Origin of the sequence: Pontibacter amylolyticus (assembly GCF_014638845.1) — a bacterium.
In the GTDB taxonomy this organism is placed as follows: domain Bacteria; phylum Bacteroidota; class Bacteroidia; order Cytophagales; family Hymenobacteraceae; genus Pontibacter; species Pontibacter amylolyticus.
Map to the genome: position 1 here is coordinate 15,016 of NZ_BMFP01000003.1, position 24,405 is coordinate 39,420.

Here is a 24,405-nt window from a genome sequence, read left to right on the forward strand (position 1 = left end):
AAGGGGTAAAATTATATTCTGCACCATAAACACCTCGATACTTATGATTCAAACACAAACCCATGAAAATCTAAGTACAGTATCAACTCCATTTCAGAAGATGGTATATACACCAGAAGAGTGTAGCCAAACTGACATTGAAATATTGGTAGGAACAGTAGCATTAGATGCATTAGAAGATGTGTGCTTTACTGCACAATGGGAGCAACTATGTAATGATTGTGAATGGGGAACCGTCTTTCAGAGTAAAGGTTTCGTGTCAGTATGGTATACCCTGTACCAAAATCAATATATTCCGATTATTTTAAGATCTTTTCAAGATGGCAAGCTGACAGGATTGCTAACTGTGACAAAAAAAAAAGGCTGCAACACGATTCATGTCGCTGGGGTAAGGGATGCGCATTATCAAGTATGGTTAGCAGATAAAGACTTTGGAGACGCATTTATCAAAAATGCTATTAAAGCTTTGCGCCGTGAATTTCCTTCCCACGAAATAACTTTTTACAACACTCCTCCTCAAACTCCGCTTAAGTGGGCCACACAAGATCCTGCCTGGAGGTGCCACTGTACTATCCGTGCATTTAGACGCCCTTTGATGGACTTTCGTGATCCTAGTATTATGAACGTTATCAATTCAAAGCGCTTTAGAAAAAGGTATAACCAACTCAAAAAAACTGGCAATTTTGAATTCGAGCATGTAACTACAATCGAAAGGTTTTCTCAGGTGCTCGATGTATTGGCAGATCAGTTTGATTTTAGAAAAGCTGCCAAATACAACTGGCTGGAGTTCAGAGTAGACCCCTTTAAGAAAAAGTTTTTACTCAAATTGTTCGAGTTAGGAATTTTGCATGTAACGCTCTTAACTCTAAATGGAAATATTATCGCATCGATTATTGATACAATTGGTAATAACAAGTGGATCCATGGAAGTGAAATTGCTACTCACTGTTGCAGACATGCAAAATATTCCCCAGGAATTTTAAACTTCTTACTGCTAGGACAAGAGCTTCTACGTAAGGGTTATCACATTTATGACCTTACACCTGGGAATGATCCTTATAAAGAGAGGCTATCTAACGCTTACGATTATGTGCATGAACTAAAAATCACAGGGGCATGGCAAACTTATTTTAATAATAAAATTGTTTTACCGCTTAGAGCAATTACAAAGAATACATTAATTAGAAGCAATCTATCGTCCAAAGAAATTAGGGACAAAGCACGTCTTCTGCATTACCACTTAAAAACTGTAAAACCTAAGGCCCTCGTATCAGAAGTATTTTCTAATATAGTTTCAGTAAGTGCGGGTGCAATTACTATACCTGATTACAAAACCCATCTCCTGCCAGAAATAAAATCTAATAATTTAAGCGACTTACTTAATTACGAGCCCAGTAAAGGTGAAAAAAGCAGGTGGGCTTTTATAGCTGATGCCATGCATAGATTTGAAAAAGAAGAAATTTCTTTCACCCTTAGCCGCAACGGGAAACTTTTATTTTGCTGTTGGTTATCCAAGCATCATACTCTTCAAAATTTTGAACTACCTGATGGGAGTGCCGTTTTAAGTGGCTTATACTATAAGAATACAGTGACAATGGAGCTTAAAGAGATACTAGGTAATGTAGCGAGCCTTATAGTTGACCCAACAAAAACCCATACCGTATTTTTGGCTACAAAATAATCCTAACTATCATGGTTGAAGAAAAAATATAAAGTCCTTATTTCACACCAATGTCGGATGAATATTTGAGTATGTGTAAATTTATTGTTTAACCTCGCAGTATCTTTTCGTTATCATCATACCTTAGGACAACTCCCTAAGTCTTCTCTTTATTCTCCTAACTACTCAATAGTTATCCTCCTCATTCTAAGTGGATATAATTCTATAAAGATATAGAAGATTATTGTACATATAAAATATTATATATCTTACAAAATACACTACTCACTAATAAATTCAATACGTTTACCATATTTTTATAAAATATTAAAACAACTAATAATTTTATAATTTAACAAATATTTTTTTTGATAATAACACACTTTTTTCACCACCCTAATATTATACTTTTCGTATTAAAAATATAAATAGTACTAAACTTTCCATTCTTTAGTAACTGTATAATTTTTAGGCTATGGCAAATAAATACATTACCCTTTTTAAGGGTGTTAACCTTGTCGGAGATTACCTTTTACTTAACCTAATTTTGTATGGGTGCTTATACATGGCATACCCCAATACCATACTATTTCAGGATCATGATTTCAGAGTAATAGTCCTCTTGCTTAACCTTTCGTGGTTCTTCTGTTCTAATGTATTTGGGGTTTATGACAATATTCTAAAACGTGATGCACTCCCTACCATTACAGCTAATGTGGCCACTATTGGGCTGAATGCTACTATCGTATTATCTATTAAACTGGTGCTCCCGAACCTTGAAATACCCTTTCTCATATTAGTCAGCTTTTTGATCATCTTCTCGGTTGCTGCCATGGCTTGGCGGACATCATTTCTGATGCTGCGCAAGTACAGCCGTAAGTTCTGGATCAAACAAAGCAAAATGATCATTATTGGTGCCAGTCCATCCGGTATTGATCTCTACAACTATATAGTTGACAATCCCCAAATGGGATATGATATCCAAGGCATTTTCGATGATGAGGCTCCGGCAAATGCACCCCATCTAAATTACTTGGGTGCCATAGATTATTCTGTAGAGTACTGCCGTGCTAATGGCATACAAGAAATATATTGTGCCCTGCCGCCACAGCAAAAGACAACCATTGAATGGCTCCTTGAGCAGGCAGACAAGCATATGTTCCGTTTCAGGATTGTTCCAGACCTGAGTGGGCCTTTCTCAAAAAATCTCCAGGTGCAACTCTATGGCTATACCCCAGTTCTTATCCACCGACAGGAACCGCTCGATGATGTTGCCAACGAAGTTGTAAAAAGGGCCTTTGATATTCTGTTCTCCTCATTGGTGGTCATTTTCCTGCTTAGTTGGTTAGTGCCGCTTATGACCATCATTATAAAGCTTGATTCAAAGGGACCTGTATTCTTTAAGCAACTTCGCTCCGGGCGGAATAATAAGCCATTCTATTGTTATAAGTTTAGAAGTATGGCACCGAACAAGGACTCTGATTTAATGCAGGCGAGCAAAAATGACATGCGTATCACCCGAGTAGGCAAGTTTATACGGCGCACCAGTATAGATGAACTGCCGCAGTTCTTCAATGTATTGTTGGGCGACATGTCAGTTGTAGGTCCTCGTCCTCATATGCTCAAGCATACCGAAGATTACTCCCTGCTAATCAACAATTACATGGTGCGGCATTTCCTGACACCTGGTATTACCGGCTGGGCTCAAGTCAACGGCCATAGGGGCGAGACGAAAGAAACTGCTTCTATGATTAATCGTGTACAAGCAGACCTTTGGTATCTTGAGCACTGGAGTTTGCTACTGGATCTTAAAATAGTTTATCTTACCCTCTGGAAGATGATTAACAAAGACGAAAACGCTTATTGATTAAACCACTACTACACCTCCCGCTATAGTTTTAAGTCCTACTTAATTCCCTCATTCCCGTATTACCCCATGTGAATACAAGGGTACTATGAGCATTCCGGAAACAAACGGCATTTTTGCGGCGCATTACTTACTGAAAGAACAACTAAGTTCGGGGAGAATTGAAGAGGTCTGGAAGGCAGAAGACTGGACGGCGGAGGGGGCTCCTGTAACGCTGAGACTGTATGCACCTCATATCCGGCTCGATCATCATAGCCTGGAGCTGCTGCAGCGGGAACAGGAAGAGCGGGCTTCACTGCAACACCCGCATTTGCTTATTCCTTCGCATTTCGGCGTACACCAAGGTATACCTTTTGATGCCGCACCGCTGCAGACACAGCACACCCTGTCGCAGGCTGCTCCGCTACCGGAGAGAGAAGTTGCCCGACTGATTTACCAGGTGGGCAGTGCTTTGGAGTACCTGCACACGAGGCAGCCCGCTTTGCCACACCGACAGATCAACCCGGCCAATATTATGGTGGATGCTCAGGGGAATTATCTCCTGGCTGTACCGGCCTTTAGCAGCCAGTTGCGCACTCTCCTGCACCGCGCTACCGGTACGCCGCTGGCCCAGGGCACCGCCTATGCCGCACCGGAGATGTTTGGTCCCCACCCGAAGCACTCTGCTGCGAGTGATATTTTTGCACTCGGCGTGAGTTTGTACGAGCTGTGCACCGGTGAAACGCCCTGGCTGGGCAACGGCGGTCTAAGCCTAAGCCAGGGAGCGGAAATTCCGATCATTTCAGCGCCCTATTCCCGCATACTGAGCAACCTGGTGCGCGCCTGCCTGCATCCTGACCCTGAGAAAAGGCCTACGGCAAAGGTACTCGTTGAAGAGGCGAATTATTTTCTGGAACACGGCGACTGGAAGTCCTACGGCACTTTTGGCAATGTGACGGCAGAGTCGATCGTTTATAAACAAAGGACCTGGCTATGGCCGACCATACTTTTCCTGCTGCTGATAACTGCGCTGGGCGCCGCCTATTACTTCTTAGTATGGAATAAACCCGGTAAGGACCTAGCTGCTGATACTGATGTAACTACCAGTCTACCAGTCATGCCCGCCATTACTGATTCGTCAGTAGCTGATAGTACGCCAGCAGCGGCCGGCAGCATACCGAAAGAGGTAAGGCCGGACACACTAACCAGGAGGCAGCCCAGCCAGCAGCCACAAACTAATCCGCCTCAGGCCAGTTCGCCCAAAACACGAGCTCCTTCAGCCATAAAACCCGCTCCGTCACGCCCGGTACGGCCTGCCTACCCGCAGCCAACCAGCCTGGAAGGTTACCTGAACGGCTTGCTTAACCAGGAAATACCGCTGGAGGTGCGTGACAGGTGGCGAACGCCCATTAAAAAATACTTCTCTCCGGATGCCATCATCTACGCCCGTATGCACGACGCTCCTTTAGGTAGCTTTGGTGTCGGTGAGTTTATTGACATTCTTTTGAGCACAGAAGAGGGAAACAGTATTGTCATTGACAAGATCATCTACGATCCAGAGGAAGAAGGCGCAATAGACGAGATCAATGTGAGCATCATGGCTACTCAATAATTTCTTATACTAAGGTGCAAGGCCTTTGGCTTTTTAAGGATTTTTTATAATATTTAAAAAGCCATATATTTTGTGTCTTATGTTTGGAACTCTCCTCAACCTGCAATGGAAGCAGGCCCGCCGGTCGCCGGCTTACGAGAAAAGCCTGGTAGTTAAGATTATACTCGGGTTTTTCATCATCTATTTTGCGCTCATCTTCATTGCGCTTGGCTTTTTTAGCCATAAAATACTCGCCGAGGTTTACCCGGACCAAAGCCCTGTTGCCTCCTTTAACAGCTTCCTGCTCTTTTACTTTTTAATAGACCTGGTTTCGCGCTTCATGCTGCAAGATCTGCCGGTGCTGGCCATTCAGCCATTCCTGCACCTGCCCGTGAAACGGAACAAGCTGGTGCATTTCGTGCTGCTGCGCTCTATACCCAGTGTGTTCAATCTGCTCATGCTGCTGGTTTTCGTACCGTTCATGCTGCGTGCAGTGGTGCCCGTGCACGGCATAGGTATAGCGCTGGTCTGGCTGGCTTCCCTCCTTCTACTCACGTTCATCAACAATTTCATACTCATCTACTTCAAGCGGCAGCTTACCTCAAACCCGAAGATCACGCTACTGCTTGCATTAGTAGTTGGTGGCCTCATGCTGCTCGACTACTTGCAGGTGCTGTCACTGCGTCAGGTTTCTATGGTGGCCTTTGGTGCCTTGCTGCAGCAACCCTGGCTCATAATCCTGCCTTTGCTGATGCTGGTGGGCGTATACCTGCTTAACTACCGGTTTCTGATGCAGCACCTTTATCCGGAAGAGATCTATGTCAAAAGAGTAGCCACGGTGGAAGGCAGTGACATGGCGTTCCTGAACAAGTTTGGCGATACCGGAAAGTTGATCGCACTGGAGTTGAAACTGATCTGGCGCCACAAACGGCCGAAGTCCATGGTGATGATATCGGCCTTCCTGCTGTTTTACGGTCTTATTTTCTATACCAACAAGGTATACCTCGAGGGCTGGGGCATGCTTATCTTTGTGGGTATTTTCGTGACGGGCGCCCCGATGTTCAACTACGGCCAGTTTGTGCCGGCCTGGCAAAGCGCCCACTACGACGCCCTGCTCACCAGACCGATTTCAACTTACCAGTATGTGAAAGCAAAGTACCTCATGTTTGTGCCTTCTATCCTGCTGGTGACCGTCCTTACGCTCCCCTATGCCTTGTTCGGCACGAAAGTGCTTCTCATTAACCTGGCCAGCTGCGTGTTCAACATTGGCGTGAACTCTATTGTCGTGCTATACTTTGCAGCGCTTAACAAGGAGCGACTCGACCTGAGCAATGGTTCTGCCTTTAACTGGCAAGGCGTGGGAGCCTCCAAGTTTGTGATGATGCTGCCGATGGTCCTGGGACCGGTTGCGATCTTCCTGCCTTTCTCTTTTATGGACATCCCGCAGTGGGGTATTTTCGCGCTTGCCTTTACTGGTGCGTTGGGAATCGTTTTCCACCGCCAGCTGCTTCGCAAGATGGCCAAACGACTCGAAGACAGAAAGTATACCCTGGCTGCAGGCTACAGACAGCATTAACCAGCTCCACAATCAAAAGACGAAAACATCAGCTATACCTGAAAAGAAATGAATATGATAATTGAAGTAAAAGATCTTGTAAAGGCCTACAGCGACACCACGGTCGTGAACATACAATCCTTGCACGTGGCAGCCGGCGAAACCATTGGTTTGGTAGGGAACAACGGGGCCGGCAAAACCACCCTGTTCCGGATGCTGCTGGACCTGGTGCGCCCCACTGACGGCGTTGTTACCTCAAAAAGTATACCTGTAGCCCACAACGATGCCTGGAAATACTATACTGGTTCGCACCTCGACGAGGGATTTCTGATAGACTACCTGACGCCGGAAGAATACTTTAAATTTATCGGCGACCTGCACGGCCTGTCCACCGGCGACATTCAGGAGCGTTTGCAGCCGTTTATGGATCTGTTTAATGGGGAGATACTGCAGCAGCGCAAGTACATCCGCGACTTCTCGAAGGGAAACCAGAAAAAAGTAGGTATAGCCGCGGCCGCACTCTCGCATCCCGAGCTCCTGATCCTCGACGAGCCCTTTGCCAACCTCGACCCCAGCTCCCAGATCAGGCTCAAAAACCTGCTGCGCAGTCTCCACGAACAGCACGGCATGACCCTGCTTATCTCCAGTCACGACCTCAGCCACGTCACCGAGGTATGCGAGCGCATCGTCATTCTGGAGAAAGGCCAGATCGTGCAGGATATGCAAACGACCCAAGACACCCTGCAGGCTTTGGAAGCCTACTTCACGGTATAGCTATACCGCATCACCTCAGGTATAAAAGCCACCAGTTTAGTTTCTGGTGGCTTTTGCTTTTTAAAACAAGCTGATCCGGAAGCTTATCGCCCTAATAGAAAACTTTACGATTAAGCTTACAGTACTATAACGCAGGTAAGTTTTAGTTTAACTAACCAGGTATACCTAAGCGATCTTCTTCCATGAAAGCGTACCTTCTTGTTCTCTTTCTCTTGTTGAGCTTATTCCCTGCCCTGGCGCAGCAGCCTGTCAATTCCCGCGAACGGGAGGTGGTGTTCCGCTCTGTGAATCTAATCCCGATGGACAAAGAACAGGTGCTCGAGAACCAGACGGTGGTCGTGAAAGACGGCAAGATAAGCGCCATTGGCAGCAATGGCAAAGTGAAGCACAGCAAGAATGCACTGATCGTGGACGGCAGAGGGAAGTACCTGATGCCCGGTCTGGCCGAAATGCACGCGCACGTCCCTCCTGTCGATGACCTGGAGCCGATGAAGGAAGTGTTGCAACTGTTCGCGCTGCACGGCATCACCACGATCCGGGGGATGCTCGGGCACCCGCGCCACCTGGAACTGCGCAGCAAACTGCAATCAGGCGAGTTGATCGGTCCCCGTTTCTATACCTCTGGTCCGTCGCTAAATGGCAACAGCGTCAAAACTCCCGAAGCGGGTACCGCGATGGTCAGGCAGCAGAAGCAGGCGGGCTACGATTTCCTGAAGCTTCACCCCGGCCTCAACAACGAGACATTTGCCGCCATCGCCCGCACCGCCAACCAGGAAAAGATGCCCTTTGCCGGCCACGTATCCTATGATGTTGGGGTTTGGCGGGCCATTGAGGCGGGATATGCGTCCATCGACCATATGGATGGTTTCATTGAAAGCCTGGTACCGGAACTGGACGCTATACCTGAGCAGGAGGCCGGACTCTTTGCCATGTACATCAGCGACCAGGCAGATACCACCCGTATACCGAAACTAATGGCTGCTTTGCGCGAAAAGAACATCTGGATAGTACCTACACAGGCACTTGCCGAGCGCTGGATGTCGCCGGCTGAGTCGCCTGAGACTTTGGGTAGCAAACCGGAAATGCGATACATGAACCCCAAAACAGTACAAAACTGGATTGCCTCCAAACAGAAACTAATGGCCGACCCGCGCTACGACGCCGAGTCCATGGGCAGGTATGTGGACCTCCGCCGCAAGCTCATCAAAGCCTGCAACGACAACGGGGTGGGACTGCTGCTGGGCTGCGACGCCCCACAGGTGTTCAATGTGCCCGGCATCTCCACGCATCAGGAGCTGGAATACCTGGTAGCGGCAGGGCTCAGCCCCTACGAGGCCCTCCGGACAGGAACTGTCAACGTGGGCAAATACTTTAAGCGCGACGATATAGGCGTGCTGAAAGTGGGGGCTGCGGCGGACCTGTTGCTGCTCCACGGCAATCCGCTCAAGGATATTTCCCAAACCCAGCGTATAGCAGGTATCGTGATCGGACAAACCTATCTGCCAGAAGCCTACATTAAACAGGAACTGAAGAAAATGGAGAAAGCAAAATAAAGAACGGCGCTATAACCAAATGCCTCCTGACCTGTTAGGAATCCGATACTTTAAAAAAATTCTAACCACATTATTAACCGCAAACCTATGAAATTAAAATCCATACTTATGCTGGCAGGCCTGCTGCTGATGCTATCAGCGCAAGCCCAGCAAACGAAGAGCACTGACCGCATTGAAACCGAAAAAGGACCGCTCACCATACAGCCTGTCCTGCATGGCACGCTGGCGCTTACATGGGGCGGGAAAACGATTTACGTTGATCCCTACGGCGGAGCGGAAGTATTTAAAGGTATAGCAGCCCCCGACCTGATCCTGATCACCGACATCCACCCAGACCACCTCGACCTGAAAACGCTGGAGGCGATCAACACGGACAAAGCCACCTTTGTAGTGCCGCAGGCCGTGGCCGATAAGCTGCCTGACAACCTGAAGAAGCGGGTTGTGGTGATCGGCAACAACGACCATACCGAGCAGCACGGCATTTCCATTGCAGCGCTGCCCATGTACAACCTGCCCGAAACCGAAGACTCCCGCCACCCCAAAGGTCGTGGCAACGGCTATGTGCTGGAATTCGCTGACAAAACCGTATACCTGTCAGGAGACACGGAAGACATCCCGGAGATGCGTGCGCTCCGCAACATCGATGTGGCCTTCGTTTGCATGAACCTGCCCTATACCATGGACATTGACCAGGCTGCCGCTGCGGTGCTAGAATTCAAGCCGACCATCGTATACCCTTACCATTACCGGGGTCAGGACGGACTGAGCGATGTGGAAGCTTTTAAGCGAAAGGTGAACGAAGGAGATAAAAACATTGAGGTACGCCTGCGCAACTGGTACCCGGAGAACAATAAGAAATAGACCAAAGCGACTGTATACCCTACATGCACGACTTCAGGCTGTACATTGAATACATTGCCCGTGCCATCGAAGCGATTGGCGTCCTGATCATTGCGATCGGGGCGGCCATTGCGCTCTTTCATTTCATATTTCCGCTGCAGCACAACTCCCGACGCTCGTACAAAGTGCTCCGCCACGAGCTCGGCAAGTCCATCCTGCTCGGGCTGGAGATTTTGGTTGCCGCCGATATCATCGCGACCGTGGTCACAGAGGCCACCATGGAACGCGTTCTCACGCTTGCATTGATCGTGCTGATCCGTACTTTTCTGAGCCTGTCGCTGCAGGTAGAACTCGAAGGCCGCTTTCCCTGGCAGCACAGAAAGCCTGAAGCAGAACCTCCCTTGAGCACCCCACAAAATACCCCTTAACCATACCTGGTATACCTGTTAAAATAGGGCTGAGCTTTCACAACGGTTCCCGTCGCTCTGACCCACCACGTGGCTCCATTCCCTCGATCTTTGCTCTTTGCATGGCAAACCGGTAACGGGCCACATGACAAAATCAGACAAAATCGCTCTTCTTATACCTGGGAGGATGATCCTCTAACTCAGCTCTGATCATCAGGATTGACCAACGCAGCAAGCCGGATTTCGGAAGATACTCTGCATAGAAGCGACGGTATCAAATCGTCATCACCACTTTATCGGGCGTGTCTTAAAGAGCTTCCTGTTACGCTTTCACCACTAGCACTCAGAACTTTAACCCGTTGGCGTATGTTACCCGTGCATGAAAAGCCAATGCGCCTGCCCGATTGGCAGCGCAACAGGCAGCACCTTTGAGAGCTGTTTTGGCAATAAAAAATAAACTTTTGAAGTTAGTGTAAAAAGGTTTGTGGATTTACAGCATAAAATCAACTATTCGACTTTCTCAAAAAAATATTATTTTTATATTTACCGCAATTCAACTTTTACCATTATTCCAAAAAACATGAAAGCATTCTTTCTTTCCTTATTGATTGTGCTGACCACAGCGGCACCAGCAGTGCAGGCACAGGGAACGGCTAAAAATGAGAACAAGTCGGCCACCCCGCTAACCGGCCAGTTTAACGATCTCAAAAGCAAGTCCAACTCCTACATGGAAGGCAACAGAGAGTATAAAGTGGTGAATGTCGCCCTGCTTAACTCATTCTGGCAAAGCGTGCAGGCTACGATCAAAGACGTGGAGCAGAAGCAGATCAAAGACCTGAACGCAACCCGTCAGGATCTGGAAACGGCGCAGGCACGCATCACGGAGCAGGAAAAGGAAATTGAGGCCCTCAAGCTGGACAACGCTCAAAAAGACGCTGCCGTGCAGCAAAGCGAAGACGCGGTGAACAACCTGCATGTGCTGGGCATTCCGATCCACAAACAGATTTATGTGATCATCAATACGGCCATTATCGCCCTGCTCCTGATTGCGCTCGGCGTGGTGTACACGCAGTTTAAGAGCAGCAAGAAGGTGACAGACCAGAAGAAGAAAGAGTTTGACGATATCGACCGCGAGTTTGCTGAGTTCAAGAAGAATGCCCGTGAGCGCGAGATCAAGATCAAGCGTGAGCTGCAAACGGAGATGAACCTGGTGGCGGAACTGAACGACCAGGTTGCCGCCCTGCAAAAGAAAGCACACGTGTAAGCGAATTCTTAAAACCACCAATACGCATAACAGGCTGCCCTGACCACGGGGCGGCCTGTTTTTTTATGGCCATAGGTGATCGTAGAACTTCTTTCTGCGCTTAGGTTTTCTATCCCTGCCATACATGTAGTACACAAAGTAACCCACACCATAAAGGATGAGCACGCATGCAATGATAATGACCTCCATGCCCTTTATACGAAACGATCAGGAAAGTCGGCTATCTGTTCTTAGTACCAAAGCAGCTATCACGGCTATCCTCTTCTGCGGCAGTTGCAGGTTTTACAAATCGGTACTGCACCAATAGGTGCTTAAATAGCCTAGGCCCATTGCCAGCCAACCCACCCAGCTGCCAAAATTGATCGGGTTTACCCTAAACCATGCAGTTAGCAGCATATTTTGTGCTCAATACTCTCCCATTTCTGCAGACTCAACGTATATAAGACAAATTTTTTTTTATATACTCCAATAACCCGATTTAGCTAACCAGGCGCTTGCTTATGTTCAGTGTCAGTCCACCATTTTTTGACAACAGCAGGCATAGGTCCCGGTTGGCTATACCTTACAGTGCAGGGTAAGCCAGCTGCGTATGCTCCTCGGCTACCCGAGTTACTGAATACCTGATTGTCATTGCGCTTTAAATAAATTCTGTGATTCACTAATTGAGATCATTATGAAGAACACCTTTACACTCATCTTATTCATGCTATTCGTGCTTGGCGCCACAGGTGCCTGGGCGCAGCAGCGACAAGTCAGCGGACGGGTAACCGCCTCCGACACAGGCCAGGGACTGCCCGGCGTCAGTGTGACCATAAAAGGCACCACCACCGGCACGCCAACCGACGCTGAAGGCAACTACCAGATCCAGGTGCCGGACAACAATGCTGTCCTCGTTTTTCGCTTTCTGGGCTACCAGACAAGAGAAGTGCCCGTGGGTAGTCAGGCTACCGTTAATGTGACACTGAATCTCGATGCACAGGAACTAGGCGAAGTGATGGTGACAGCGCTGGGTATCACCCGCGAGAAAAAGGCGCTGGGCTATGCCGCGCAGCAGGTGCAGGCGGAGGAGTTGACGCAGCACCGACAGCCCAATGTGCTCAACGCCATGCAGGGCAAGGTGGCAGGTGCCGTCATTTCCAGTACAGGTGGCGCACCAGGTCAGGGCACCAACATCCAGATTCGCGGCATCAACTCCATTGACCCCACACGGCCCAGCCAACCGCTCTTCGTCATTGACGGCGTGCTGATGGACAACTCCACCTCCACTTTCGGGCAAGGCGCCGAGCTCCGGGGCATGAGCAACCGCCTGGCCGACATCAACCCGGACGACATCGCGAGTATCAACGTGCTGAAGGGCGGCGCAGCCACAGCGCTCTACGGCCTTCGCGGCGCGAACGGCGTCGTGGTCATCACCACGAAACGAGGGGAGGCGGGTGCCTTGCGGGTGAGTTTGACCAGCACGGCCGGCATAGAGGAAGTAAACAAATTCCCGAAGACGCAGGACACCTATACCCAGGGCTACACCGGCGTATACGACCCTACCAGCTTCTGGCCCTCATGGGGACCAACAGTGGAAGAGGCAAGGCGCTTAGACCCGACACACCCCGAGAAACTCTACAAACATTTTGAGGACGCCTATGAAAGGGGCCACCAGTTCCGGAACTCGCTGTCTTTCTCAGGCGGCAACGAGACCATCACCTACCTCTCCTCCCTCTCCCACCTGAAGCACGAAGGCGTGCTGCCTTTCACGGATTTCGAAAACTTCTCCGCCCGTCTGAACACCGATGTGAAGCTGAGCGACAAAGTGCGGACAGGCGCCAACTTCAGCTTCTCTAAGTCCGGTGGCATGCGCTACAATGCCGACCGCTTCAATGAGATGCTCAGTTACTGGTCGCCGCGCTGGGACGTGGAGGATTACAAAAAGCCGGACGGCACTATGCAGAGCTACGGCAACGACAACGCGATTTATGCGGCCTCCACTAACCAGATGGAAGACGACGTGAACCGTTTCATCGGCAGCGTGCACCTGGGCTATGCCCCTCTCAAATGGCTGGACCTGAGCTACCGCATCGGGCTGGACAGCTATACCGATGACCGCACCCGCACCGCACCGGGAGAACGCGGTTTTCCCGACGAACGGGTGCTGGAAGACAACGGATTGGGTTTCGTGTATGAGTATACCACCAAATTCCGGTCCATCAACTCCAACTTCATCGCCACCGCGACAACTGGCTTTGGAGAAAATTTCAATGCGACGTTCCGCCTGGGCCACGAGCTCTACGATGAGCAGGTGAGAAGCTTTGGGGTAGAGGGCGATGAGCTGACCGTGTTCGACTTTTTTGACCTGCGCAACGCGCGTGCGCTCACACCCAGGGACGACCAGTCAGAGTATAGACTAATGGGCGTTTTCGGGGAGGCCTCTATTGATTACCGGGACTTCCTCTTCCTGACGCTGACAGGCCGAAACGACATCACCTCGACACTTAGCAAGTCCAACAACTCCTTCTTCTATCCTTCTGCCAGTCTGAGCTACGTGTTCTCGGAGCATTTTGAATTGCCGGCCTTCATCAACCAGAGCAAGCTGCGGGTGTCCTATGCCCAGATCGGCAAGGATGCACCCCGCTACTCCACCTCATCCGGTTTCTCACCCTACACAGGGTTCCCGACGGGCTTCACCGGCTATACGCGCAGTGCGCTGCTCGGCAACGTAGACCTAAAGCCCGAATTCACGAACACATTCGAGACTGGTCTTGAAATGGCCTTTCTGGACAACCGCCTCGGCTTCGACTTCACGTACTACTACTCGCTGAGCAAAGACCAGATCCTGCCGATCGATGTGGCCGCCTCCACGGGCTTCGTGCGGGCCGCTGTGAACTCCGGGAAAATGCGCAACAAAGGGGTAGAGATTGTGCTGAACGCGACTCCTGTCAGGTCGAATGACTTCAGTTGGGACACCAAAGTGATTTTCTCTGCCAACCGTAACAAGATCCTGAGCATACGTGAGGGCTTGGAGGAGATTCCGTACGCCTCCCAGTTCGGTTACCTGAGTTCTACCGTTACCATGAAACTGATACCCGGGCAGCCCTACGGCAACATTTACGGATCCAGCTGGCAGCGCTACTACGGCCCCGGAGAAGAGGAAGATCCCCTGTTCATTGACGAGGACAGACCCTTGCTGATAGGTCCGGATGGCTTTCCGGTGCGGGCACCGCTCTCCAAGCAGAAGATCCTGGGTAACTCCCAGCCTGACTGGATCGGTGGCTTCACCAACACCTTCACCTACAAAGGCCTGAGCCTGACAGCCCTGCTGGATGCCCGCGTGGGACACGAGAAGTACAACCAGATGGGTAACTTCTTCTCTGCCTTCGGCATTGCCGACTATACCGAGAACCGCAACGAGACCAAGGTGTTTGAGGGTGTGCTGGCCGACGGCACGCCCAACACCAAGCAGGTATGGCTGGGCCAGGGTATAGGTCCGGATGGCGTCAACTACGGCGATGGCTACTACCGACGCTTCCACCGGGGCGTGTCAGAGGAGTTCGTGGAAGATGCCTCGTGGGTTCGCCTGCGCTCTCTGACGCTCAGCTACGCCCTGCCCGGCCAGTGGTTTGAGGATATCTTCATCCGCAACGCCTCCGTCTCCCTGACTGGCAACAACCTGTGGCTATCCACAGACTACTCAGGATTTGACCCGGAAAACAGCTCCAACCCGAGCGGCAGTAACGTGGACGGGTTCGCTGGTTTCACCTATCCGGCCGTGAGAAGCTACCTGTTCACCCTGAACCTTGGGTTCTAAAAAGAGAAAGACATTATGAAAAAGATAGTTAGATACGCACTCGCCTTTACCATGCTGGGCGCTGCGATGGGTTTACAAAGCTGTGAAGACTACTTTGATCTGAATGATAACCCGAACCTGGTTCCTGTTGCGCCACTCAGTGCGCTGCTCTCCACCACCACCCACAAGACTGGCCTGAACAGCCAGCGGGTGGCTGCCACTACCTCCTTCTTTGTGCAGTATCTGGCCAGCCCCACAGCAGGCAGTGGTACCGACACTTACCAGGTAACGGACTATACCGGCACCTGGGATGCGCTATACCTGGCCATGGCCGACATCTACGACATGAGGCAGAAAGGAATAGAGGAAGGCGCCTCGGACTATGTGGGCGTGGCCAACGTCCTGATGTCCTATCACCTGAGTTTGGTGAGTGATCTTTGGGGAGATGCCCCATATTCAGAGGGCTTCGACAATAGTACCCTGACGCCTGGTTTCGACACGGAGGAAGAGCTGTATGCCGAGGCGCTGCGTCTGCTCGACGAAGGTATAGCCGAACTCCAGAAAACCGATTCCAAGGTGGTGCTCGACGATGACAACGACCTGATCCATGGCGGCGACAAGGATGCGTGGATCAAGACAGCCAATGCCTTGAAAGCCAGACTGCTCAACAAGGTAAGCAAGCAACCGTCCTACAACCCGGCCGCTGTGCTGAGCGCGGTGGAGAACTCCTACAAATCCAACGCTGACGATGCCGAAATGGCCGTGTTCGCACTTCGCAACCCCTGGGCTGAAGTGGCACGAAGCAATGCCTCTCTCATACTGGGCGGTTGGCTTTCAGAGCAGCTCGTCGACCATCTCAACGGCAAAACCTATGGCGTGGTGGACCCCCGCATCTCCCGCATCACCGACCGTACGGTAACTGGCACCTACGTGGGTACTCCGAACGGCGTAGGCAACGTGGGCCCGGCTAACAACACGATAAAGGACGAGGTATACATTTCGCGTAACTCCCCTTTGACCGGCGAAGCATCTCCACTAACCATTGTCTCCTATGCTGAAATGAAATTCGTTGAGGCGGAGGCTGCATTCCGCGCCGGTGACAGACAGCGAGCCTATACCGCCTACCTGGAAGGTATACGTGCCCACATGGACAAGCTCGAAGTGCCGGTCGCTGAACGGGACGCTTACCTGAGCAACCCCGCGGTGGGTGTGGGCGCCGCCAACCTAACGCTTGACCTGATCTTTAAAGAGAAGTATGTGGTGACGTACCTCAACCCCGAGGCCTGGAACGATGCCAGACGCTACAATTACCAGTACGCTAACTTCACGCTACCTGCCAACGCGGCGCTGCCTACCTATATCCGCAGGCTGGCCTACCCGCAGGGAGAGACCAGCAAGAACCCAAATACCCCGGATTCGCCTGTCTTGTCGGAACCACTCTGGTGGGACCAGTAGAGTTTAGGAGTTTGAGAATTTAGAAGTGATTAAACTTTCTGACTGTAGTAGTAACAAAAGCAGCAGCTGATCGGGGTGGATCGGCTGCTGCTTTTTTTGCTAGTTAACCGAAGAGACCTGAATGACTATGCAATGCAGGTATAATAGGTAGTGTGCTTGCTGTATGAAATATTTTAATAGCCACTTCCTAAGTCATAGAGCAACAATTACATACAAAATCTCTATATTTAGTGGCTATACCGCTATAGGTATAGCAGCAACTTACCTTCCACTCTTATACCTGAATAATGAGCAAATACGGTCTGCACGGAAAACTAGAAGCAACAGTCGGTAACGGCTCGCAACTTGCCGAGATCCTCTTAGGAGCTTCTAGACTGGTTTCAAAGGCGAAAGGCTGCCGGCTATACCTGGTAAGCCAGGAAAGTACCGGCTCTGATGCCGTATGGGTAACCGAGGTTTGGGACAGCAAAGAAGACCACGACAATTCCCTGCAGGTGCCCGGTGTGAAAGAGTTGATCGCGCAGGCCATGCCCCTGCTGGCCGGCAGACCCGAGAAAGGACAGGAACTGGAAGTGCTGGGTGGATTTGTTTCTAAGTAAACCTTGCCAATAGTTCATGAAATTATTTCTACTGTCACTTATCCTTAATCTCATACTAGCAGGCTTTTGCACTGCCCAGGTTAAACCAACCGCTACCGTTTATACAGGTGTTGGCTTGAAGGGCGGCTCCAGTGCCTCATGGTTCAGTTTCGACCCTTCTCAGAACCAAGGTTGGGCAACCGGATACACAGCAGGCCTGATATTGAAGCATGCGGTACGGGTGAACGAGAATGAGCCCATGATGGGGGTACAGGTGGAGCTAAATTGGGTGCAGCGTGGTTGGTCAGATAAAATCGACTCTACCACCAAGTATACCCGGAGACTCCATTACCTCGAGCTACCTTTTATGACGCATGCCATGTGGGGGCATAAAAACACCAAAATAATAGCCAACCTTGGCCCGTCCATCAGTTACCTTGTCTCGAGCCGCGACAGCATACAATCGATCTCAGACTTGGAGCATAATAGCTATTATCAAAAAGAGATTGAAAAGCCCTGGCTTGCGGGCCTCGCTTTGGGGGTGGGTCTGCAGCGTACCACCGCAATCGGCACTTTTCAATTGGAAGCAAGAATTACCCAGAGCCTGAACAGCATTATGACGAAGAGACAACAGGTGCTCTCCGCCTCCAATACCAATATCACAGTCACCGCGGCCTATTTGCTGGAGCTCCGCCCCAAATAAGGGAGCATTTAATTTCTCAATGGATGGTTTGACTGTCATATACCAACCATACCCAGCACATACACCAAGCTCGGTTGTGCCTTGCTCACCTCATGTACAAGCCCGTTGACGGTAATGTAAATTATAGATGATTGACATTAACCTTGAATCCAAAGTCATCCAAAGGTTTATTGTAACTAATAAACAGGACAGGTACTTAACCTTTATAAAGAAAGAAAAGACACGGCATAAGTTTGTTAATGAACTAGCTCATTTCAGCTCCCAGCTTAAAGACTTTGAAGAAATTAAAGGAAATGAATGGAAAGCGATAGAGAACGCTTTAGCCAATTTAGGAAACCCTAATGACTGTTATGTCATCTCAGAAAGCAGCAGAATGGACGGTAAAAGAATGAGTATAAAAGAAGCTCCCACTGAGGTAATTGGAAATGGAATGGGAACATTATTAGTATTCGGTGACGCAAGCCAAGTATACTATGAAGGAGAAGGACCTGGCGATAGATGGATTAGCAAAAAGAAACTGTAAAACCACTTCTGGCAAAAAGGTATAAAAATCAAACTCCGCTTTTATACTAACCATTAATACCTTTAAAAAATCAAGCTATACCTAACAATCTGTACTATGGAGAAAATATCGAAAAAGACCATCCTGATAAGTTTGGTTTATAGCTGCTTGTAGCTAATTGGAAGTGCCTTATTATACCACGAGAACAATGGCAAAATCATTATCACCATCTCCGCGGTGGTTGTGATTGCCAGGATCAGTTCTCAGATAAATAAAGACGGAAAGGAAAGTTCTGGATCATGTGAGCGGTAGTAAGGAAAAGCTAGTCCCAAGAGGGCTGCCAGTTTGGAAGCACGCTGTGTCCATGTTGGAAGAACAGGTATTCCCAAGTGAACCTCATAACAACCACTCCTTATCAGACAAGCCATATTCAGTACCTCCGAACTGGCTTTAGTCCGTAGCAGCGCATCCCTGCCAGCGCATAAGTTGCAAAAATTGCGGCAGCGCTTGCAACCTATGTTACAGAAATTGAATCCTCTTGATAACAGCTATACCTAAACTGGGTTAGCTGCCTCAAACTTCAAGAGACTCAATCGATGCCAAAAAGCAAATTGACCCGGCTGCTCATCACGTTTTTCTTCCTGCTCACATGCAGCGTCTCCTTCGGACAAGGTCTTCAGATAAGCGGCACTGTCAGAAGCGCTGCCCGGCATGAGGCTATACCTTACGTGAACATCGGTATCAAGAAGAAAAACATCGGCACTGCTACCAGGCCGGACGGCAGCTTCAAAATCACGCTGAAAGAGGAGAACCGGCAGGACACGCTCACCTTTTCGGCCATTGGCTACAAGGAGCTTTCATTGCCTGTTGCCTCTATCCTCTCCGGCTCCATGACCGTGTTTGAACTCACGGAAAAACGACGGCACTGCGTGAAGTGGTCATCAGCAGCAAGGCGACTAAGATCAAAAAATTTGGTACCACATCGCGCAATCCGTTCCTGTACGGCTCCGCGGAAACGGTTCACTCGGACGATATTTCGGAACTAGGCAAGTTCATCCACCTCAACAATAAGACTTCCGAGATTCTTTCTGCCACGGTATACCTGCGCAGCATCAAGCGTGATTCGGCTTCCTTTCGCATCAATCTCTACAAAAACACAGCAGGTATGCCGGGAGAGCGCCTGATCGAAAAAAGCATCATTAGCCGACTGCCACTTACCCAGGGCTGGGTCACAATACCACTTGAGCACTATGGCCTGGTGGTGGACGAAGACTTCTTTTTAGGTATAGAATACCTTCCCCAATACAGCAACCACGAAAAGTATATTTTCAGTTACGGCGCTGCATTGGGCGGCAGCTTCTATTCCCGGAAGGCCAGCCTAGGAGACTGGGAGAAAGCCATCGGCGGCCGCCTGGCAGCCTATGTAACGGTGAGGCAATAACGGGTCCGGCTATACCTGCATCCCATGAAAAGAAACACCGTCCTCTTCGCTGCGATTTGCCTGTTATCACTGCTTTTAAGTAAACCAACGCTGGGGCAGCACTTGCCGGATCCAAACAGACAGGTGATTCAATTCTCGGGTATGGTCTATGCGAGTGACAGCCTGACGGCTTTGGAAGGCGTAGCGGTATATGTGGCGGGCACCACAAGAGGCACTTACACACGCAAAAGCGGTTATTTTTCGATGCCTGTCCTGACAGGCGATACGGTGGTATTTGGTGCCCTGGGTTACGAAAAGCTATACCTGACAGTACCTGCTGAGGCAGCGGAAAACCGGCTGACGCTCAAAATTGTGCTCCAAAGAAAAGAGAATAAACTGCCGACTGTGGACGTGATGCCCTGGGCAACGGAATATGATCTGAGGCAAGCCGTGCTGCGCACCAAACTCCCCGCGGAGCCCAAAGATCAACTCCCCGTTATACCTGAACCCTACGTTTACAAATCGGTCACGGAAATGCCGGCCATGGATGCTGACGCGAACTTCAGGTATGGGCAGAGTATACAGTTGCAGCAACGGGAGGCCCGGATTAGAGTGCCGGACATTTTGAAGGTTTTCTCTATCCCGATCAAATATTATTAGGCGCGTCTCTAACAGCTCTTAAACAAGAAACTCTCCCATAGCGGGAGAGTTTTCGTGGTCGTCAGCAAACGACAAATACATTTTAAAACTTTTCAGGTATAGCCTGGGCTTCCTGCTTCTCGAGGTTAAAGAGCGCGCTCAGGCCTTCCAGAAGGGCTTCGGACTCACCACGCTGACAGGCGGCTTTCAGCTCCAGGGCTGGCAGCTTCACAATCTTGTTGAGGATGTTTTTAGTGATCGCCTCTACCAGTTCTCGCTGGTCATCGCCCAGCTTTTTGGTATAGCGGGCAAGCTCCTGCTGCCGGATTTCCTCCAGGCGGCTCTTGAACTGCTGCAGGGCCGGCGACATCGCCATCTCGCGGGTCCAGGCGTTGAACTCAACCATGGCTTCCGCTATGATTTCCTTCACCTGCGGTATAGCAGCCATACGCATGGTTAGCGCCTCCGTGGCACGGTTACGGATATTGTCTACGTTGTATACCTTGGCGTTTGGCAGGGCCTCAATGGCAGCGTCAATGCTGCGTGGCATGGAAAGGTCCACAAAGAACTGGGGAGCATTTTCACCGAGCTGCGCAATATCCGCCTGCCCGATAAAGAAGCAGTCACCTGGCACGGACGAGATGACCACATCTGCGTTTGCCATTTCTTCCCACACATTCTCCCAGTAAATAGCACGGGCATTCGTTTTCTGGGCTAGCTCCAGCGCTTTGTGATGCGTACGGTTGGCGATGGTGATGTTGCTGATCTTCGACTTGCCGAAGTTGTCGCACACATTGGCGCCGATCTCCCCTACCCCGATCATCAGCACACGCGGATCAGCCATACCTCTGGTCAGCTCTTCTACCAGCTCCACTGTGGCGTATGATACAGAGGCAGCACCATCAAAAAAGGCGGTCTGGTTGAACACCTGTTTGTTGGTAAAGAAAATGGTATGCATCAGCCTGTGCAGAAAAGGGCCGGCCATGTTGGCATCAGCCGCCCACTGGTAGGCTTTCTTCACCTGGTTGAGTATCTGCATATCGCCCACCACCTGCGACTCCAAGCCCAGCGACACATAAAACAAGTGCTGTACTGCCTGCTGGTGGTCGGTGATGTGCTGGAAATAAGATGTGATCTCCTTTGTCGCGATGAAGCCTTTCTCAATCGCGATCAGTTTGATGATCGCGCGGGACAGGTCCTGCACAGCGGTATAGTATACCTCCGTGCGGTTGCAGGTAGAAAGCACCATCACATCCTGCGCGTCGGTGAACTCGCTTATCTTGTCGAGCAGGTTACGGCAGCCGATCTCGTTCAGCGATACGGCTTCCCGGATGGCAATAGGTGCTTGCTTGTAAGATAGTGTAAGGGCCTTAAACTGATTTTGCATGTCTTTCTCTCAGATACAATGCAAATTTCTTAAAAGCGGTGGTTGTAAAGTATGACATTCGTCACTTTCAGGCAGGAGAAATGTCAATGTTTCCACTAATTCCGCATTCGCTCCAGCTTCTGTGCGTTCAGGATCGTGATCTTACTGCCGCGGGTGTCGATCAGGTTTTCATCTTTGAAATCCGCCAAAGTACGGATCACAGTCTCTTTGGAGGCACCCACAATACTGGCCAGGTCCTCGCGGGTGATCGATACCTCTGACTTGTAGTTCGGATCTTCCTTGTACTGTTTCTCCACAAACAGCAGCGCCTCCGCCACACGCTTGCGCACTGAGTTATAAGCCAGCTTCAGCAGGCGCTCCTCCCGGTCGGCCAGGTTGTCAGACAGTATTTTGATGAACTTACCCGCCACGTCGCGGTTCTGATATAGCAAGGTGTAGAAGTCCTCGCGCGGAATGATGTATACCTCCGAGTCCTCCAGCGCCATCGCCGACTCGCGGTAAGCCTTCTCTTCCAGCAGATCCAGATAGCCTATAAAGTCGCCATCCTTATACAGGCTGGTGATGTATTCGCGGCCTTCTTCGTTCGCCTTGTAGGTCTTGATCTTTCCTTTGTTCAGGAAATAGAGGTTGCTTGGGTAGTTGCCCTCTGAGAACAGGTGCTGCTTTTTGCGGAAAATGGTAACACGACGGTTCTCAGAGATCAGCTTGTTAAGCTCCTCGTAGCCTTTCGCCTCCTGTATGAAATTGTCGAGCCCCTGCACGTTGCGTTGAAACTCCGCCTTCATGATCTCGTTTTTCTTCAGCCGCATCTCCACCACGTCCAGCAACTCCACATCATCGAAGGGCTTGGTCAGGTAATCGTCGGCACCCAGGTTCATGCCCTTGCGGAAGTCGTCTTTTTCAGATTTTGCCGTCAGGAAAACGAAGGGAATACTGGCCGTCTCAGGGTATTTGCTGAGCATATGCAGTACACCGTAGCCATCCAACTGGGGCATCATGATGTCGCAGATGATCAGGTCAGGGTGTTCTTTTTTGGCCAGGTCTACGCCCAGCCTGCCATTGGGCGCTTCGAGTACCTGGTAGTTGGCCAGCGTCAGGATTTCGGCTGTGTTCTCGCGTATCTCCTGGTTGTCTTCAATCAGCAATATCTTTTTCATATCTGTGCGGTATATGGCAAAGTGATGGTGAACGTGGTGCCGTGGCCCAGCTGGCTTTCATAGCGCAACTCGCCACCCATTATTTCTACATATTTTTTTACAATGTTCAATCCCAGACCCGTCCCCTGTATGTTAGTGACGTTCTGTGCCCTGAAGAAAGGCGTAAACAAGTGCGTCTTGTCATCGTCAGGTATACCGATGCCCTCGTCCCGCACTTCCAGCGTCACAACATCTCCCTGTATGGAGGTCATGAACCAGATCGTGCGGTTCTCCCCGGAGTATTTGCTGCCGTTGGAGAGCAGGTTAATCATGACGTTGCGCATGAGCTGCTTGTCCAAGTATACCGTCAGCTGTGCGCCTTCGTGCCGGTAGTCAATGCGCTGCCCCTCTTTCAGGAAGCCCTGCATTTCATCGACCACCTCCGCGGCGAAACTCTGCAGATCAAAGGTGCTCGGCACATTGTGTATCTTGCCCTCCTCCATTCTGCTGATGGACAGGAAGTCGTTCAGAATATTGGTCAGGTTGTGCACCGCCGACTTGATGCGACCCACGTGCTTCAGGCGCTTTTCATCGTCTTCGGCAGTCTTGTACTTGGTGATAAGCGATGCCGACGACAGTACCGTGCTGAGCGGCGTGCGGAACTCGTGCGAGGCGATGGTCACGAACCGCGATTTGAGTTCGTGCAGTTCCTTCTCTTTCTGCAGCGCCTTGTATATTTCGGTCTGTGCCTTCTTCAGGGTGCGGTTCGCCTTCTCCAGGTTCTGTATGGCCGCAGCCAGTTCCTGCGTGCGCTCCTCTACCCGTTGCTCCAGCTCGGTGTTCAGCTTCTGAATCTCGGCCAGACTCTTGGCGTGCTCAATGCTATACCTGATCGAGCGCTCCAGGTCGTAGGGATTGAAAGTGCCTTTCACCAGGTAATCCTGGGCGCCGGCCCGCATGGCTTTCTCATCAGTTTCGCGGTCGCTCTGGCCTGTGAGCAGAATGAACGGAGCCGCTATACCCTCGTTTACCGCCTGCTCAATCAACTCCAACCCATCATGCGCACCCAGCCTGAAATCGACCAGGTATACATGGTGCCGCTGTTCTCTGATGATGTCGATCGCCTCTTTAAAGGACGGCGCCCACTCTAGCAAGTAGTTACGCCCGGGAATATCGTCCATAATATCCCGCGCAATGATGAAGTCATCTTCATCATCATCCACCAGCAAAACACGAATTCTGTCAGGCATATTTTTAGTTAGAAAATCAGAAAGTTAAAAAGGCAGAAAGTCGGTTTGTACGAAGGTAACTTTCTACCTT

General features: G+C 50.1%; 20 protein-coding genes. 17 read left to right on the forward strand and 3 right to left on the reverse strand.

The window, feature by feature from the left end:
* The first annotated feature begins 43 nt into the window (after nucleotides 1–43).
* The 17 genes from IEV97_RS08195 to IEV97_RS08275 all read left to right on the forward strand — a co-directional run bounded on the left by IEV97_RS08195 (nucleotide 44) and on the right by IEV97_RS08275 (nucleotide 20,583).
* Nucleotides 44–1,681, forward strand: coding sequence for a GNAT family N-acetyltransferase (locus IEV97_RS08195; RefSeq protein ID WP_188501043.1), 1,638 nt, complete (start codon nucleotides 44–46; stop codon nucleotides 1,679–1,681).
* A 454-nt stretch (nucleotides 1,682–2,135) separates the two neighbouring features.
* Nucleotides 2,136–3,527 (forward strand): undecaprenyl-phosphate glucose phosphotransferase, encoded by a 1,392-nt coding sequence (locus tag IEV97_RS08200; RefSeq protein WP_188501044.1) that lies wholly within the window; start codon nucleotides 2,136–2,138, stop codon nucleotides 3,525–3,527.
* A gap of 88 nt (nucleotides 3,528–3,615) precedes the next feature.
* A complete protein-coding gene (locus tag IEV97_RS08205; RefSeq protein ID WP_188501045.1) occupies nucleotides 3,616–5,118 on the forward strand; it encodes a serine/threonine protein kinase in 1,503 nt (500 codons plus the stop codon).
* 79 nt (nucleotides 5,119–5,197) lie between these two features.
* Nucleotides 5,198–6,673 (forward strand): DUF5687 family protein, encoded by a 1,476-nt coding sequence (locus IEV97_RS08210; RefSeq protein ID WP_229733860.1) that lies wholly within the window; start codon nucleotides 5,198–5,200, stop codon nucleotides 6,671–6,673.
* A gap of 57 nt (nucleotides 6,674–6,730) precedes the next feature.
* Nucleotides 6,731–7,426 (forward strand): ABC transporter ATP-binding protein, encoded by a 696-nt coding sequence (locus IEV97_RS08215; RefSeq protein ID WP_229733892.1) that lies wholly within the window; start codon nucleotides 6,731–6,733, stop codon nucleotides 7,424–7,426.
* Nucleotides 7,427–7,608: 182 nt separating this feature from the next.
* Nucleotides 7,609–8,979, forward strand: a complete 1,371-nt coding sequence (locus tag IEV97_RS08220) for an amidohydrolase family protein (protein ID WP_188501046.1) — start codon at nucleotides 7,609–7,611, stop codon at nucleotides 8,977–8,979.
* Nucleotides 8,980–9,066: 87 nt separating this feature from the next.
* Nucleotides 9,067–9,840: an MBL fold metallo-hydrolase gene (locus IEV97_RS08225; protein WP_188501047.1), complete on the forward strand. Its 774-nt coding sequence runs from the start codon at nucleotides 9,067–9,069 to the stop codon at nucleotides 9,838–9,840.
* Nucleotides 9,841–9,863: 23 nt separating this feature from the next.
* On the forward strand, nucleotides 9,864–10,247 hold the full coding sequence (locus IEV97_RS08230; RefSeq protein ID WP_188501048.1) for a DUF1622 domain-containing protein: 384 nt from the start codon (nucleotides 9,864–9,866) through the stop codon (nucleotides 10,245–10,247).
* Between the two features lie 559 nt (nucleotides 10,248–10,806).
* Nucleotides 10,807–11,490, forward strand: coding sequence for a hypothetical protein (locus IEV97_RS08235; protein WP_188501049.1), 684 nt, complete (start codon nucleotides 10,807–10,809; stop codon nucleotides 11,488–11,490).
* 673 nt (nucleotides 11,491–12,163) lie between these two features.
* Nucleotides 12,164–15,286, forward strand: coding sequence for a SusC/RagA family TonB-linked outer membrane protein (locus IEV97_RS08240; protein ID WP_188501050.1), 3,123 nt, complete (start codon nucleotides 12,164–12,166; stop codon nucleotides 15,284–15,286).
* Nucleotides 15,287–15,301: 15 nt separating this feature from the next.
* Complete coding sequence (locus IEV97_RS08245) at nucleotides 15,302–16,720, forward strand: SusD/RagB family nutrient-binding outer membrane lipoprotein (RefSeq protein ID WP_188501051.1); 1,419 nt, start codon at nucleotides 15,302–15,304, stop codon at nucleotides 16,718–16,720.
* 287 nt (nucleotides 16,721–17,007) lie between these two features.
* Complete coding sequence (locus IEV97_RS08250; RefSeq protein ID WP_188501052.1) at nucleotides 17,008–17,319, forward strand: putative quinol monooxygenase; 312 nt, start codon at nucleotides 17,008–17,010, stop codon at nucleotides 17,317–17,319.
* 16 nt (nucleotides 17,320–17,335) lie between these two features.
* Complete coding sequence (locus IEV97_RS08255; RefSeq protein WP_188501053.1) at nucleotides 17,336–18,001, forward strand: porin family protein; 666 nt, start codon at nucleotides 17,336–17,338, stop codon at nucleotides 17,999–18,001.
* A 127-nt stretch (nucleotides 18,002–18,128) separates the two neighbouring features.
* Nucleotides 18,129–18,524, forward strand: a complete 396-nt coding sequence (locus IEV97_RS08260; RefSeq protein WP_188501054.1) for a hypothetical protein — start codon at nucleotides 18,129–18,131, stop codon at nucleotides 18,522–18,524.
* Between the two features lie 575 nt (nucleotides 18,525–19,099).
* Nucleotides 19,100–19,549, forward strand: coding sequence for a carboxypeptidase-like regulatory domain-containing protein (locus IEV97_RS08265; protein WP_188501055.1), 450 nt, complete (start codon nucleotides 19,100–19,102; stop codon nucleotides 19,547–19,549).
* Entirely contained in the window at nucleotides 19,438–19,944 is a 507-nt protein-coding gene (locus tag IEV97_RS08270; protein ID WP_188501056.1) for a hypothetical protein, read from the forward strand. Before IEV97_RS08265 ends, IEV97_RS08270 begins: the two co-directional genes overlap by 112 nt.
* Nucleotides 19,945–19,968: 24 nt before the next feature.
* Nucleotides 19,969–20,583: a carboxypeptidase-like regulatory domain-containing protein gene (locus IEV97_RS08275; protein WP_188501057.1), complete on the forward strand. Its 615-nt coding sequence runs from the start codon at nucleotides 19,969–19,971 to the stop codon at nucleotides 20,581–20,583.
* Nucleotides 20,584–20,665: 82 nt separating this feature from the next.
* Here the strand turns inward: IEV97_RS08275 and hemA are convergent, their stop codons facing one another.
* From hemA to IEV97_RS08290, 3 genes are all read right to left on the reverse strand, one after another.
* Nucleotides 20,666–21,949, reverse strand: coding sequence for a glutamyl-tRNA reductase (hemA, locus tag IEV97_RS08280; protein ID WP_188501058.1), 1,284 nt, complete (start codon nucleotides 21,947–21,949; stop codon nucleotides 20,666–20,668).
* Nucleotides 21,950–22,044: 95 nt separating this feature from the next.
* Nucleotides 22,045–23,106, reverse strand: a complete 1,062-nt coding sequence (locus IEV97_RS08285) for a response regulator (RefSeq protein ID WP_188501059.1) — start codon at nucleotides 23,104–23,106, stop codon at nucleotides 22,045–22,047.
* On the reverse strand, nucleotides 23,103–24,335 hold the full coding sequence (locus IEV97_RS08290; RefSeq protein WP_188501060.1) for a hybrid sensor histidine kinase/response regulator: 1,233 nt from the start codon (nucleotides 24,333–24,335) through the stop codon (nucleotides 23,103–23,105). Before IEV97_RS08290 ends, IEV97_RS08285 begins: the two co-directional genes overlap by 4 nt.
* Between the last annotated feature and the right edge of the window lie 70 nt (nucleotides 24,336–24,405).

Bases quoted from the DNA above. Each gene is read 5' to 3' on its own strand.
- IEV97_RS08195 (WP_188501043.1), top strand. From the start codon at position 44: ATGATTCAAACACAAACCCATGAAAATCTAAGTACAGTATCAACTCCA.
- IEV97_RS08200 (WP_188501044.1), top strand. From the start codon at position 2,136: ATGGCAAATAAATACATTACCCTTTTTAAGGGTGTTAACCTTGTCGGA.
- IEV97_RS08205 (WP_188501045.1), top strand. From the start codon at position 3,616: ATGAGCATTCCGGAAACAAACGGCATTTTTGCGGCGCATTACTTACTG.
- IEV97_RS08210 (WP_229733860.1), top strand. From the start codon at position 5,198: ATGTTTGGAACTCTCCTCAACCTGCAATGGAAGCAGGCCCGCCGGTCG.
- IEV97_RS08220 (WP_188501046.1), top strand. From the start codon at position 7,609: ATGAAAGCGTACCTTCTTGTTCTCTTTCTCTTGTTGAGCTTATTCCCT.
- IEV97_RS08225 (WP_188501047.1), top strand. From the start codon at position 9,067: ATGAAATTAAAATCCATACTTATGCTGGCAGGCCTGCTGCTGATGCTA.
- IEV97_RS08230 (WP_188501048.1), top strand. From the start codon at position 9,864: ATGCACGACTTCAGGCTGTACATTGAATACATTGCCCGTGCCATCGAA.
- IEV97_RS08235 (WP_188501049.1), top strand. From the start codon at position 10,807: ATGAAAGCATTCTTTCTTTCCTTATTGATTGTGCTGACCACAGCGGCA.
- IEV97_RS08240 (WP_188501050.1), top strand. From the start codon at position 12,164: ATGAAGAACACCTTTACACTCATCTTATTCATGCTATTCGTGCTTGGC.
- IEV97_RS08245 (WP_188501051.1), top strand. From the start codon at position 15,302: ATGAAAAAGATAGTTAGATACGCACTCGCCTTTACCATGCTGGGCGCT.
- IEV97_RS08250 (WP_188501052.1), top strand. From the start codon at position 17,008: ATGAGCAAATACGGTCTGCACGGAAAACTAGAAGCAACAGTCGGTAAC.
- IEV97_RS08255 (WP_188501053.1), top strand. From the start codon at position 17,336: ATGAAATTATTTCTACTGTCACTTATCCTTAATCTCATACTAGCAGGC.
- IEV97_RS08260 (WP_188501054.1), top strand. From the start codon at position 18,129: ATGATTGACATTAACCTTGAATCCAAAGTCATCCAAAGGTTTATTGTA.
- IEV97_RS08265 (WP_188501055.1), top strand. From the start codon at position 19,100: ATGCCAAAAAGCAAATTGACCCGGCTGCTCATCACGTTTTTCTTCCTG.
- IEV97_RS08275 (WP_188501057.1), top strand. From the start codon at position 19,969: ATGAAAAGAAACACCGTCCTCTTCGCTGCGATTTGCCTGTTATCACTG.
- hemA (WP_188501058.1), bottom strand. From the start codon at position 21,949: ATGCAAAATCAGTTTAAGGCCCTTACACTATCTTACAAGCAAGCACCT.
- IEV97_RS08285 (WP_188501059.1), bottom strand. From the start codon at position 23,106: ATGAAAAAGATATTGCTGATTGAAGACAACCAGGAGATACGCGAGAAC.
- IEV97_RS08290 (WP_188501060.1), bottom strand. From the start codon at position 24,335: ATGCCTGACAGAATTCGTGTTTTGCTGGTGGATGATGATGAAGATGAC.